The organism is uncultured Stenotrophomonas sp. (genome assembly GCF_913778665.1).
GTDB lineage: Bacteria > Pseudomonadota > Gammaproteobacteria > Xanthomonadales > Xanthomonadaceae > Stenotrophomonas.
Genome location: NZ_CAJYVQ010000002.1, coordinates 478,710 through 491,666 on the forward strand (window position 1 = coordinate 478,710; position 12,957 = coordinate 491,666).

Below are 12,957 nucleotides of genomic sequence, written 5' to 3' on the forward strand. Positions count from 1 at the left end.
CGATCAGAAGAACGCGCGGATGCCGAATGCGACACCACGGCCCGGCAGCGGCGAGTAGTCGCGCAGCAGCGAGGTATGCGGACGGACTTCGCGGTTGGTCAGGTTGCTGCCGTCCAGGAACACCTCATAGCTGTTGCTGGCGTTGCGATCCCAACGGTAGGCCAGGTGCGCGTCGACCAGGGTATAGCCGTTGCTCGGCTCCTCGTTCTGCGCCACGTCCTTCTGGCGGCTGTAACGCACCGCACCGACCGAGGCGCGCCAACCGTCCTTCGACCAGCGCAGGTCGGCGCCGACGCGGGCCGGGGCGATGCGCGGCAGGTAACCGGTATTGGCCAGCTCCACGCTGTAGTTGTGGTTGTGGTCGCCATGCGGCACGGCGATGTCCAGGTTGCGGCTGCCGCTGCCATCCAGCTTGGCCTTCACGTAGTCACCGAACAGGCGCAGATCCCAGTCACCGGCGCCACCCTCGAACAGGTGCACCAGCGCTTCGGCTTCGGCACCGCGGAATACCGCGTCCTGCTGGGTCCAGGCACGAACCGGCAGGCCCTCGGTAACGCCGGTGTCGGCCAGGTAGATGAAGTCCTTGAACTTGGTCTGGTAGACCGACGCCGAGAAGTCCAGGCGCTCGCTGTGGGTGTGGATGCCTAGCTCGACGCGCTGGCCACGCTCGGTCTTCAGGTTGCCGTCGCCGATTTCCAGCGAACGAGTGGCAATGTGCGCGCCGGCGGCGTACAGCTCTTCGTTGGTCGGTGCACGCTCGGAGCTGTCCACGCCGATGCGCAGGTCGACTGCGTCGTTGAGCTTCCAGATGCCGGCCGCCGACAGGTTGGTGGCGCCGAAGGTGCGGCGACGGTAGTCACCGGTCGGGTCCAGCTTGACCTGGTCGTGGCGGCCGCCCAGTTCCAGCTTGAACGGGCCGAACTGCTTTTCCTGCAGCACGAACAGGCCGATGTTCTTCGTGCTGGTATCCGGTACGAACGCCTCCTCGCCCTTGGCGCCGAAATCACTGTTGCCAAACTGCACGCCGAAGGCGCCGTCCCAGCCGCCGATCTGCTGCTGCACCGCTTCCACGCGCGCCTCGATGCCGCGGTTGGTGAAGCGGGTCGACGGCGTGCCGGCCTCCAGCTCCACGTGTTCGTAGTCGGTGTAGGCCACGCGCGCGTTGATGTTCTTCAGGAACGAGACCGGGTTGTAGATGCCGCCCTTGGTTTCGAAGCGGTTCTGCACCATGTCGATGCGCACGTCATGCTCGTCGCCTTCTTCCTCGTCGCCATGATCGTGATCGTGGTCATGGCCGTGATCGTTGCCGTCGGCGTGCACATGGGCGCCGTTGGGAATGCCGTAGTTGGTGCGGTAGGTGCTGGCCGACACGCCGAAGTAGCCACCGTCGCCCAGCCAGGTGGCGCCGACGCCACCGGCGCGGGTACGGATGGAGCTGTTGTCCAGGCGGCCACGGCGCGGTTCTTCACCCTCGGCCGCATCGTGGTCATGATCGTGGTCGTGATGATCTTCCAGGCTGTCGATCACCGCATAGCCGGGGATGCGGTAGTCGTCGCCGTTGCGCACCAGACCGTCGACGTGCAGCACGACATTGCCGCTGACGCCATCGAGGCGGAACATGCCGCTGCGTTCGTTGTTCACCGAATTGCCACGCAGCTCGGCGCGGCCGCTGAGCGGGCGCTCCGGCAGCTCGCGCGCGATGCGGCCATCGACCACGTTGACCGCGCCACCGATGGCACCGCTGCCGAACAGCAGCGTGGCCGGGCCCTTCAGCACTTCGATCTGGTCGGCCAGGAAAGGTTCGATGCTGGTCGCGTGGTCGGCGCTGACGGTGGACGCATCCATGTTGCCCATGCCGTTGGACAGCACGGCGACGCGCGGGCCTTCCTGGCCGCGGATGATCGGGCGACCGACGCCGGGGCCGAAGAACGTGCTCTGCACGCCAGGCAGCTTGGCCACGGTATCACCGAGGGTGCCGGCCTTCTGCTCGTCCAGGCGTTCGCCGGCGAGGACGTCGACCGGTCGTGCCAGCGATTCGGCATCGCCCTGCAGTGGCGAGGCGGTCACCTGCACCGACGACAGCTCGGTCAGGTGGCGGTCACGATGCGTCGTCTCATCGCCGGCTGCAAAGGCGACCGACGGCAGCAGGGCGGCGAGGGCCAGGGCGAGGGAATGCGGCTTCAACCGCGGGGTGTGGGCGGGCATGGGCAGGTCCTTTGTTACATTGTATCAATATCGGGGCGCACGAATCCCGTCGTTGAAAGAGGGGGAGGGAGACCGTGCGGGTCGGGAACGGATGTTATATTATTCCATAACGATTCGCCGACCCTGCTGGAAGTCATGTCCCTGTCCTCTCGCCTGCGCCACCTGCTCGACCGTTTCGGCGCCACCGGTTCGATGCTGTGCGCCGTGCATTGCGCGGTGATTCCCGTATTGCTGGCGGCGGCGCCCTCGCTGGGCCTGTCGTTCTGGCTGAGCGATGGCGTGGAGCAGGCGCTGGTGCTGTTCGTGACCCTGCTGGGGCTGTTCAGCCTGGTCTGGGGCTACCGCCGCCATGGCGCGCTGCGTGCGCTGGGCTTCCTGATTCCCGGGCTGGTCGCGTTGTGGGCCGGCGTGCTGTACGACCCGCTGCACCACAACGCGGTGCCGCATGCGGTGGTGATGACCATTGGTGGCCTGCTGGTGGGGGTCGCTCATCTGGTCAACCTGCGCCTCAACCACGGCCACGTCCACGACGCCAGCTGCGCGCACTAGGCGCTCCGTGATAGGATTTTCGATCGTGCGCGGGGGCGCCCAGCAAGGCGGCCCCGCCGAACCCGTGTCAGTACGGGGTAACCAGATTTCACACTTGAGGAGTTGAAGACATGGGTAAGGGTGACCGCAAGACCGCCAAGGGCAAGCGTTACAACGCCAGCTACGGCAACGCCCGTTCGCACACCGCGAGCAAGGTCGCCGTAGGCGCCGCCGCCCCGGTTGCCAAGAAGACCGTGGCCAAGGCTCCGGCGAAGAAGGCTGTGGCGAAGAAGACCGTCGCCAAGGCCTGATCCGGCCGGTGATGAGTCCGAGGAAAACGCGGCGCCTGGCGCCGCGTTTTTTTATGCGCGCTTTTGCAGAGCCGAGCCCATGTTCGGTGGGCGCAATGCAGCCGAGCGTGAGCCCGGCTCTACAACGGAATCAACGCAGGGTCTTTTTCAGCGTGTCCGCATTGCCGTCATTCGGTGCAGCCGGCACCTGCAGCAGGTGGGCCAGCAGCGGATAGACATCGACGTTGTCGAACCCGTCGATCACCAGTCCTTGACGGAACGACGGGCCGCCGGCCACGAATACCGCACGCATCGACGGCAAGGCGTTGTCATAGCCGTGCGAGCCACGGTCCTGCTTGGTGCGCTGGGCGATCCTGTCACGATGCAGTGCATCCCAGCCTTCGTCCATGGCGCAGACGATCGGCGGAACGCGCGGATGCGTGCCATAGTGCCAGCGCGGCGGCAGGTCCTGTTTGGTCCAGCACTGGTAGTGCGCGTGGCGGCCGAGCAGGGCGCGTTCAGCCTCCGCTTCGCGGCCCGGCATCGGCGCGAAGCCTACCGACTGGCCCTGGCTGACATTGCGCGCGATGGCCGGATCGACCATCGATTCGGTCGCGACGACATGGCCGTCGGCTACGCTGGCCATGCCATGGTCGGACACCACGATCACGTTGGTGGTCGACGCCAGTCCGCGCTGCTGCAGGCCATCCAGCACCTGGCCGACGATCTGGTCTGCACGCACGATGGCGTCGGAGTACTGCTTCGAATCCGGACCGTAGTGGTGGCCGGCCTTGTCCACGTGCTCCATGTACAGCGTGGTCAGGCGCGGCGCATCAGCGTCGGTCTGTGCCAGCCAGTCGAGGACGATGCCGGCGCGCTGCTCCAGCGGCTCCTGGCCGTCATAGACGCGCCATTGGCTCGGGCGCACACCGCGGATCTCCGATTCGCTGCCCGGCCACGAGGTGGTGGCGGTGCGCACGCCGACGTTCTCGGCGCCGACCCAGATTGGTTCACCGCCCCACCAGCCACTGGTGGTGACCGCGTCGCGGTTGCTCAGTTCGAAACGACCCAGTGCTGCATCGTCCATGCTGTTGTTGACGATGCCGTGGTGATCCGGGCGCAGGCCGGTGACGATGGTGTAGTGGTTGGGGAAGGTCAGCGACGGATAGGACGGTGTCATCCAGCGTGCACGTACGCCGCCGTCGATCAGTCGTTGCAGGTTCGGGGTCAGGCCGCGATCAAGCGCGTCGGCGCGCAGGCCGTCGATGGAGATCAGCAGCAGCTTCGGCGGCGCGGCCGCGACGACAGCGGTGGGAGCGGAGGCGGAAGGGGCGGGCGCGGTGGTGCAGGCGGCCAATGGCAGCAGCAGCGCCAGCGAACAGGTCAGGCGTACGGAAGTCATCCGTGCATGATAATCCGGCGCAATGACCGGCCCAAGACACGCTGCGCCAAAGCGCGCAGCGTGTCCGCGCATTCTTCCTTGGCCCCGCGTCTGTCGACACACCCACTCCAACAGGAAGGGGGCATTTCTCCAGACGTGTTCCTGATGCCTCCATCCAGGCACGTCGTGGATCTGCCGTGTCGACCAGGGTCGACACCTACCCACGGCAACGCATTACGCCGCCCGGCCAGCACTCTCACGCGAACAGTGGTGCCTGGCGTTGCTCAAGTCGCAGCAGTGCGGCCTTGGTTTCCAGCCCGCCGCCGAAACCGGTCAGCGCGCCGTTGCTGCCGATCACGCGATGGCAGGGCAGGATGATCGGCAGTGGATTGCGGCCATTCGCTGCGCCCACCGCGCGGGTCGCGCTGGGCTGGCCAAGATGCTGCGCCAGCTGCAGGTAGCTCCAGGTCTGTCCGAACGGGATCAGCGCCAGCGCCTCCCACACGCGCAGCTGGAACGGGGTACCCCGCGGCGCCAGCACAAGGTCGAAGTGGCTGCGTTCGCCATGCAGGAACTGCAGCAGCTGCTCGCGGGCGTCCGGCAGTGCATCCGGCGCGTAATGCCAGTCATCGCGGCCGCGCGCCGGGTGGCGGTTTTCCGGGAACAGCACATGCGACAGGCCGCGTTCGTCACCGGCAATGGTCAGCACACCGATCGGGCTGTCGAAACGGTCGAACAACAGGGTCATGTCGATTCTCCAACGAAGGTGCCGGACAGGTGCCACAGGTGCAGTACGGCATAGGCGCGCCACGGGCGCCACGGCTGCGAGCGCGCTTCGGTGGCGCGTTCGCTCAGGCGCTCGCCCTGCGCGTGACCGAGGACCTGCTGCAGCACCAGGTCGCCGGCGGGGAACGCATCCGGCTGGCCGAGCCCACGCAGGGCGATGTACTGCGCGGTCCACGGGCCGATGCCGGGCAGCGCCACGCAGCGGGCAACGAAGTCCTGCAGCGCCTGGCCTGGCCCGAAGTCGAGTTGGCCACTGGCACAGGCGGCCGCCAGCGCACGCACCGTGGCGGCACGGCTGCGCGGCAGTCCGATCGATTCCAGTGGGGCTTCGGCCAGGATCTCCGGCGCCGGGAACTGGCGGTCGAATTCCGGCGGCATGCCCGGCAGGTGCGCGCCGTAGGCATCCACCAGGCGTCTGGCGAAGGTGGTGGCCGCAGCGACGCTGACCTGCTGGCCGAGCACGGCGCGTACGCCGACCTCGAAGCCATCCCAGCCACCGGGAACGCGCAGCCCGGGGCGTTCGGCGATGCCTCGCGCCAGCAGCGGTTCTTCGGCCAGCGCGGCATGTACCTGCTGCAGGTCGGCATCCAGATCAAATACGCGGCGCACGCGGCGCACAATGTCCGGAATCAGGCGCGGATCGACCGCACCCAGCTGCAGGTGCAGCTCCGGCCGCTTCGGGTCGGCGGTGACGCGCAGCAGGGTGGGGCGCTCGGGTGTGCCCAGCACGCGCTGGTAGCTGTCTCCGCCGATCAGTTCGATGCCCGGCAGGCTGCGCTTGCGCAGGAAGGCCAGCATGCGCGGGAAATCCAGCGGTGGCCGGTACGCCAAGCGCAGCACCAGGCCGCCATCGTCGGCGGCCAAGGGTTGATGCTGGCGGCGCAGCGCGGACGGGGCCATGCCGCAGCCCTGCAGGAACGCCGTATTGAAGCGGCGCAGGCTGTTGTAGCCGGCTGCCAGTGCCACGTCGGTCACTGGCAGCGTGGTCTCAGTCAGCAGCTGCTTGGCCAGCAGCAGGCGATGGGTGGCATGGATCTGCCCCGGTGTCGCGCCCAGGTGTTCGACGAACAAGCGTTGCAGCTGACGCGCGCTGAGCCCGATCTTCTGCGCCAGGTCCGCAACGGGCTGCTCCTGCAGGAAGCCACCCTGGATGAGTGCCAGCGCGCGCTGCACGGCTTGCCCGGCGAGCGCCTGCTGGGCCTGCGGCGCCAGCTCTGGGCGGCAACGCAGGCACGGCCGGTAACCGGCGGCAGCGGCAGCGGCGGCGGTGGGGTAGTAGGTGATGTTGCGCGCCTTCGGCGGTGGCGCCGGGCACACCGGGCGGCAGTAGATGCCGGTGCTGCGCACGGCGGTGAAGAACACGCCGTCGAAGCGTGCGTCACGGGCCAGGCGGGCGCGGTCACAGGCGGCGGTGTCGAGGGCGAGGGCGGTGTCCATGGCGCCAGTCTAGGGCGGGGCGGGGGGAGATACTCGCCATATTCGGACATGGATGCTGACGGGGGGCGGCAGGGCTGAGCCCTGCACCCACCGAATCAACACCAACGTCAAAAGCCGGGTAACCGTGGGATGGCGGGGCGGGTCCGATTACGGGGGGGGCGCCGTAAATACGTCCATGTAGGCTCGGTCGCCGCACCCATGCGGCTCACGCCCCCGCAACCGGACCCATCCCGCCTTCGACAGTTGCCCGCGATCTGTCGGAACGGCGTTCTGCGCTGCTGTTGGCGGGTGTCGACCTTGCTCGACACGCTTTCCCAAGGGTCAGAAGGGGTTCAGTGCCACGCGCTGAATGCGTGGCGCGGACGGGTAGACTGTGGCCCTTGCTCCCCTGAAGACCGGTTGCCGATGTCCGCCAAATTCCGCTGGTTGCCCCTGTTGTGCCTGGCCCTGGCGGGCTGCAGCCAGCTGGAAAATCCGGGCAATGTTACTGCTGCCGACAAGGCGGCGCGGGCGCCGGCCAGCGATGGCGAGAACATGGTGTCGATCAATGCGGCCGATGCACCGCCACCGCCAGCGCCGCCGCGCAGCCAGGCGGATCGGCCGTGGCCGCAGGCGCAGCTGGAGAATGGCCGCGCGTGGATCAGCTGCAGCACCGAGTATGCCGGCGATGCGGGCGACGGCATCGAGCTGGAAGGCCTGCAGCGCGATCAGGTCAGCCAGGCGCTGGCGCCGTGCGCCGAGCGTGGACTGATGCGCGTGCGCTACGCCGGCAAGATCAATCCGGGCTTCGCCGAGATGATGTGGCGTCTTGCCGTGGTTGCCGACGAACAGAAGATCCACAAGCGCATCCTCGACCTGGACTCCAGCGGTGGCCAGGTGGAGTCGGCGATCGTGGCCGGCGACAGCATCGGCGAATCGGGCTGGACCATCTGGGTGCGCGAAGGCTCGATCTGCCACAGCGCCTGCGTGTTCGTGCTGGCCGCCGGTGACAACCGCCTGTTGTCAGGCAAGGTCGGCATCCACCGCATGATGCGCATCAGCTCCAAGGCCACCTCGCGCGCAGAACTCAACCGCGAGCTGCACGAGGTCTACGACAACGTAAAGGACTACCTGCAGCGCAACGGCGTGGCGGTGGGCGTGGCTGATCTGATGATGACCGTGCCCAACCGCAGCCTGCGCCTGCTGACCGCGGACGAGCTGCGCCAGTACGGCCTGGATGGCACCAACGCGGTGCAGGACGATCTGGAACGGATCAAGCAGATGCGGGCCTGCGGCGATGATTTCGTGCAGCGCAAGGACGCGTTCCTGATCGCCTTCGACCAGCAGTGCAAGCGCGAAGGCGCCGACATGGAATCGATCAACAGCTGCGGCCAGGCACTGAAGCAGCGCTTCGGTTTCCCGGATGCAGTGTGCCCGGAAGAAAGCCCGCTGTCGGAGATCGACGTGGCAACGCTGCCGCCGGCACCGTCGGAGCCGCCGCCGGTGGCCGAACAGGCGCCGGCAGAATCCGGCACGCCTGCCGCGCAGGCCGATGCCGCCACGGTGGAAGGCAGCGCCAACGCGCGCTGACGAACAGCTCACCGCGCTGGCGTAGACTGCGGTTCTTTCCCGAGAACCGGCGGTGTCCATGAAGCGCGTGCTCCTGCTGCTGTCCCTGCTGCCCCTGACCGCATTGGCGCAGGCACCTGCGCCGGCCACGCCCGCCCCGGCACCCGCGCGCCCGGCACCGGCCTCGCCAGCGGCTGCAAAACCGGCTACCGCCGGCGCTCCGGTGTTGACCGCCGCGCAGCAGGCGCAGGTGCAGAAACAGGACGCGGAAATGGGTGCGGCCGCAGTGAAGGTGGCGCAGCTGGTCGATGCCAACCGCGCTGGCGAGTTGTGGGATGGCGCCTCTGCCGTCGCGCGCCGTGCGGTGCCGAAGGCCGCCTTCGTCAGCCAGCTGACCACCGAGCGCACGCGCCTGGGGGCGCTGGCCGGGCGTGGCCAGCCGACCATCACCCGGGTCAAGTACAGCGCCGGCGCTGCGGTGCCGGAAGGGTTGTACATCAATGTCAGCTTCCCGACCCGTTTCGCCAATAGCGCGCAGCCGGTGCGCGAGCTGGTCTCGTTCCGTTTCGACGAGGACCAGGTGTGGCGCTTGGCCGGCTACAGCCTGCGCGCGTCGGCACCCTGAGGAGATGAACCATGGCAAATGAACTGACGATGCTGGCCTGGTCGCTGCTGCTGGGCTTCGTTTACATTTTCGCCACCTCCACCGTGGTCACCCGCGAGCGGGGGATGAAGTGGAATGCCTCCGCGCGCGACGGTGAGGCCAAGCCGCTCAGCCCGCTGGCCGGCCGCCTGCAGCGGGCCCAGGCCAATTTCCTGGAGACCTTCCCGTTCTTCGCCGCTGCCGCAGTTGCAGTGGTGGTGGCCGGGCGCAGCAACGACACCACCGCGCTGGCCACACAGGCCTATTTCTGGGCGCGGGTCGCCTACCTGCCGTTGTATGCCGCTGGCGTGCCCTACGTGCGCAGCCTGGTGTGGCTGGTGTCGCTGCTGTCGATCCTGGCGTTGGTGTTCGCGCTGCTGTGATCCGCGGCTGATCCAGATCAAGGCCGCTCAGGTGCGCGGCGCTATGCTGGCGCGGACTGAATCAACGGCAGGAGGCGCGCATGCGCAGGATGGACGTGGCGGTGGTCGGTGCCGGGCCGGCAGGCCTGTGCTTTGCGCGCGCGCTGGCCGGTAGCGGCCTGCAGGTCGGGCTGGTGGACGTGCAGCCGCGCCAGGTTCTGGCCGAGGCCGCCTTCGACGGGCGCGAGATCGCACTGACCCATGCCTCGCGGCATCGCATGGAGCAGCTGGGGCTGTGGCAGCGCTTTGCCCATGCCGAGATCGCCGAACTACGTGATGCCAAGGTGCTGAACGGTGGTTCGCCGTTCGCGCTGACCTTCGCCAGCAGCCAGGTCGACGGCCAGCCGCTGGGCTGGCTGGTACCCAATCACCTGATCCGCCGTGCTGCGTGGGATGCGGTGCAGGGCCAGGACGGCTTGGAGCTGTACGACGGGCGCAAGGTGCTGGGCGTGCAGGCCGACGCGCAGGGCCATGTGATCACGCTCGATGACGGCAGCCAACTGCACGCGCGTTTGCTGATCGCCGCCGACAGCCGCTTCTCCGCCACTCGGCGCATGCTTGGCATCGGCGCGCAGATGCGTGACTTCGGCAAGTCGATGCTGGTGTGCCGGATGCAGGTCGAGCGCGATCACCATCACACCGCCTGGGAGTGGTTCGGCTACGGCCGAACCATGGCGTTGCTGCCGCTCAATGAGGGCCAGGCATCGGCGGTGATCACGCTGCCGCCGCGGCAGATCGAGGAGCTGCTGGCGATGGACGAGGTGGCCTTTGGTGAAGCGATCAGCGCGTTCTTCGAACACCGCCTGGGCCGCATGCAGCCGGTCGCCACGCCGCAGGCGTATCCACTGGTCGGGGTGTACGCGCACAGGTTCGTCGGCGAGCGCTCGGCGCTGATCGGTGATGCCGCAGTGGGCATGCACCCGGTCACCGCGCATGGTTTCAATCTGGGACTGGCCAGTGCGCAGCGGTTGGCGCGCGGCATCGTTGAGCAGCAGCACCACGGTGCTGACATTGCCGCCGCTGGCATGCTGTCCGGTTACCAGCGTGGCCACCGGCTGGCGTCGCGGCCGTTGTACGAGGCGACCAACGCGATCGCCAGCCTGTATACCGACGACCGCCGTCCGGCACGCGTGCTGCGTGCGGCCGGCCTGCGCCTGGCCCAGGGCGTGGCACCGTTCCGGCAGCTGATTGCCACGCACCTGACCCAGCGCGTGGCCTGAACCAGTTCAGATCAACCGGCAGCCAGCACCCGGATCTGGCTGTCGGCGAATTCGACCACTTGGCCTGCGCGGATCTTGCAGGCCTTGCGCAGTTCGACCTCACCGTCGACCAGCACCTGGCCTTCGCTGATGACCATCTTGGCCTCGCCGCCGCTGGTGACCAGGTCGGCCAGCTTGAGCAGCTGCTTGAGTTCGACATAGTCGCCGTCGAGGTCGAATTCGAGAATCTGCATGGAAGGAGTTTCCTGGAAAGGGGCGCCGGCCAGCGGCCGGGCCGGGAAGAGGGCGCGTATTGTGCGCCAGCAAGGGCATGACGGCACGCGCATGGAAAGCTGTACGCCTCGTTCAGGATCAATGCGGTATCATTCCGCTCTGAGCGAGTGAAATCTCCTCCGACCGAGCAGCGCCAGGGCACGCGATAAGAAGGGCGCCCAAAGCGCGGACCATCCCTTTTTTATCGCACTGCCAGGAAGACGGCAGTGTCTTCGGAGTTCCCCATGTCCCAAGATTCCCAAGCGCCGCTGCAGTTTGCGCAGCTCGGCCTGTCCGAGCCCGTGATGCAGGCGGTCACCGCCATCGGCTACGAAACCCCGTCGCCGATCCAGGCCGCCACCATCCCGGCGATGCTGGAAGGCCGCGACGTGCTGGGCCAGGCCCAGACCGGTACCGGCAAGACCGCTGCCTTCGCACTGCCGGTACTGTCCAACATCGACCTGCAGCAGATCAAGCCCCAGGCCCTGATCCTGGCGCCGACCCGCGAGCTGGCCATCCAGGTCGCCGAGGCGTTCCAGTCCTATTCGTCGAAGATCCCCGGCTTCCGCGTGCTGCCGGTGTACGGCGGCCAGCCGTACGGCCAGCAGCTGTCGGCCCTGCGCCGCGGCGTGCACATCGTGGTCGGTACTCCCGGCCGCGTGATCGACCACCTCGACCGCAGCACCCTGGACCTGTCCGAGCTGAAGACGCTGGTGCTGGACGAAGCCGATGAAATGCTGCGCATGGGCTTCATCGACGACGTCGAAGCCGTGCTGAAGAAGCTGCCGGAGCAGCGCCAGGTTGCGCTGTTCTCGGCCACCATGCCGCCGCAGATCCGCCGCATCGCGCAGACCTACCTGCAGGACCCGGTGGAAGTGACCATCGCGGCCAAGACCACCACCTCGGCCAACATCCGCCAGCGTTACTGGTGGGTGAGCGGCATGCACAAGCTGGACGCGCTGACCCGCATCCTGGAAGTCGAGCCGTTCGACGCGATGATCATCTTCGCGCGTACCAAGGCCGGCACCGAGGAACTGGCCAGCAAGCTGCAGGCCCGTGGCCTGGCCGCTGCCGCCATCAACGGTGACATGCAGCAGGCCCAGCGTGAGCGCACCATTGCCATGCTGAAGGAAGGCAAGCTGGACATCCTGGTTGCCACCGACGTGGCCGCCCGCGGGCTGGACGTGGAGCGCATCAGCCACGTGCTGAACTACGACATCCCGTACGACACCGAAAGCTACGTGCACCGCATCGGCCGTACCGGCCGTGCCGGCCGCAGTGGTGAAGCGATCCTGTTCGCCACCCCGCGCGAGAAGGGCATGCTGCGCCAGATCGAGCGCGCCACCCGCCAGCCGATCGAAGAGATGCAGCTGCCGAGCGTGGAAGCGGTCAACGATACCCGCATCAACAAGTTCACCTCGCGCATCACCGAAACCCTGGGTGCCGGTGGCCTGGACTTCTACCGCCAGCTGCTGGAGCGCTTCGAGAGCGAGCAGAACGTGCCGGCGATCGAAGTCGCCGCCGCGCTGGCGAAGATGCTGCAGGGCGATACCCCGTTCCTGCTGCAGCCGCCGGTGCGCGCACCGCGTGAAGAGCGCGCGCCGCGCGAGCGTTTCGATCGTGGCGACCGTCCGGAACGCGGCGATCGCTTCGACCGCAACGAACGTGGCCCGCGCTTCGAGCGTGGCCCGCGCCGTGACGACGCCGAAGGTGGTTTCGAGCAGCGTCCGCGCCGCGACGTGCCGCCGCGCGGTGCGCCGGAGCAGGGCATGGAGACCTACCGCATCTCGGTCGGTCACCAGCATGGCGTGAAACCGGCCAACATCGTCGGCGCCATCGCCAATGAAGCCGGTCTGGAAAGCCGCTTCATCGGCCGCATCGACATCCACGACGATTTCTCGCTGCTGGACCTGCCGGCGCAGATGCCGTCCGACGTGCTGACCCACCTGCAGAAGGTGTGGGTGTCGGGCCAGCAGCTGCAGATGCGTCCGCTGGCCCCGGGTGAAGACACCAATCCGGCACCGCGTCCGTTCAAGCCGCGCTTCGACAAGCGTGGTCCGGGTGGTCCGGGTGGCCCGCGTCGCGGTGGTCCGGGCGGTCCGGGTGGCCACGGTGGTGATCGCGGCGGCGACCGCGACAGCCGCCCGCCGCGCCGTGACGGTTTCAAGCCGCGCGGCCCGCGCAGCTACTAAGCAACACCGTTCGTCCTGAACAACGCCAGCCCCCGGGGCTGGCGTACCGGAAA

At 67.7% G+C, this 12,957-nt stretch carries 12 protein-coding genes; 7 read left to right on the forward strand and 5 right to left on the reverse strand.

The genetic code is table 11. The features are described 5' to 3' along the window. Positions 1 to 3: 3 nt before the first annotated feature. A complete protein-coding gene (locus QZ853_RS03080) occupies positions 4 to 2,205 on the reverse strand; it encodes a TonB-dependent receptor (RefSeq protein WP_295570634.1) in 2,202 nt (733 codons plus the stop codon). 135 nt (positions 2,206 to 2,340) lie between these two features. Between QZ853_RS03080 and QZ853_RS03085 the strand changes: the two genes are divergently transcribed. Both QZ853_RS03085 and QZ853_RS03090 read left to right on the forward strand, forming a co-directional pair. Further along, on the forward strand, positions 2,341 to 2,754 hold the full coding sequence (locus QZ853_RS03085) for a MerC domain-containing protein (protein ID WP_288415847.1): 414 nt from the start codon (positions 2,341 to 2,343) through the stop codon (positions 2,752 to 2,754). 110 nt (positions 2,755 to 2,864) lie between these two features. Next, a complete protein-coding gene (locus tag QZ853_RS03090; RefSeq protein ID WP_010483110.1) occupies positions 2,865 to 3,044 on the forward strand; it encodes a 30S ribosomal protein THX in 180 nt (59 codons plus the stop codon). A 130-nt stretch (positions 3,045 to 3,174) separates the two neighbouring features. Here the strand turns inward: QZ853_RS03090 and QZ853_RS03095 are convergent, their stop codons facing one another. The 3 genes from QZ853_RS03095 to QZ853_RS03105 all read right to left on the reverse strand — a co-directional run bounded on the left by QZ853_RS03095 (position 3,175) and on the right by QZ853_RS03105 (position 6,627). After that, complete coding sequence (locus QZ853_RS03095) at positions 3,175 to 4,425, reverse strand: ectonucleotide pyrophosphatase/phosphodiesterase (protein WP_295570637.1); 1,251 nt, start codon at positions 4,423 to 4,425, stop codon at positions 3,175 to 3,177. Positions 4,426 to 4,660: 235 nt separating this feature from the next. After that, positions 4,661 to 5,152 carry a methylated-DNA--[protein]-cysteine S-methyltransferase gene (locus QZ853_RS03100; RefSeq protein WP_295570639.1) on the reverse strand — a complete coding sequence of 164 codons (492 nt, stop codon included), beginning with the start codon at positions 5,150 to 5,152 and terminating at the stop codon, positions 4,661 to 4,663. Next, positions 5,149 to 6,627, reverse strand: coding sequence for a DNA-3-methyladenine glycosylase 2 (locus QZ853_RS03105; protein ID WP_295570642.1), 1,479 nt, complete (start codon positions 6,625 to 6,627; stop codon positions 5,149 to 5,151). Before QZ853_RS03105 ends, QZ853_RS03100 begins: the two co-directional genes overlap by 4 nt. A gap of 405 nt (positions 6,628 to 7,032) precedes the next feature. Between QZ853_RS03105 and QZ853_RS03110 the strand changes: the two genes are divergently transcribed. From QZ853_RS03110 to ubiM, 4 genes are all read left to right on the forward strand, one after another. After that, positions 7,033 to 8,196 carry a hypothetical protein gene (locus QZ853_RS03110; RefSeq protein WP_295570644.1) on the forward strand — a complete coding sequence of 388 codons (1,164 nt, stop codon included), beginning with the start codon at positions 7,033 to 7,035 and terminating at the stop codon, positions 8,194 to 8,196. Positions 8,197 to 8,254: 58 nt separating this feature from the next. After that, a complete protein-coding gene (locus QZ853_RS03115) occupies positions 8,255 to 8,800 on the forward strand; it encodes a DUF4019 domain-containing protein (RefSeq protein ID WP_295570646.1) in 546 nt (181 codons plus the stop codon). A gap of 11 nt (positions 8,801 to 8,811) precedes the next feature. After that, entirely contained in the window at positions 8,812 to 9,201 is a 390-nt protein-coding gene (locus QZ853_RS03120; RefSeq protein ID WP_295570649.1) for an MAPEG family protein, read from the forward strand. An 80-nt stretch (positions 9,202 to 9,281) separates the two neighbouring features. Continuing rightward, positions 9,282 to 10,460: a 5-demethoxyubiquinol-8 5-hydroxylase UbiM gene (gene ubiM, locus QZ853_RS03125; protein WP_295570651.1), complete on the forward strand. Its 1,179-nt coding sequence runs from the start codon at positions 9,282 to 9,284 to the stop codon at positions 10,458 to 10,460. Between the two features lie 11 nt (positions 10,461 to 10,471). Here ubiM and QZ853_RS03130 read toward each other — a convergent pair whose 3' ends face one another. Continuing rightward, entirely contained in the window at positions 10,472 to 10,693 is a 222-nt protein-coding gene (locus QZ853_RS03130; protein WP_006426190.1) for an RNA-binding S4 domain-containing protein, read from the reverse strand. Between the two features lie 264 nt (positions 10,694 to 10,957). On the opposite strand from QZ853_RS03130, the gene QZ853_RS03135 reads away from it, so the two are divergent. Continuing rightward, positions 10,958 to 12,904: a DEAD/DEAH box helicase gene (locus QZ853_RS03135; RefSeq protein WP_295570653.1), complete on the forward strand. Its 1,947-nt coding sequence runs from the start codon at positions 10,958 to 10,960 to the stop codon at positions 12,902 to 12,904. Positions 12,905 to 12,957: the final 53 nt, after the last annotated feature.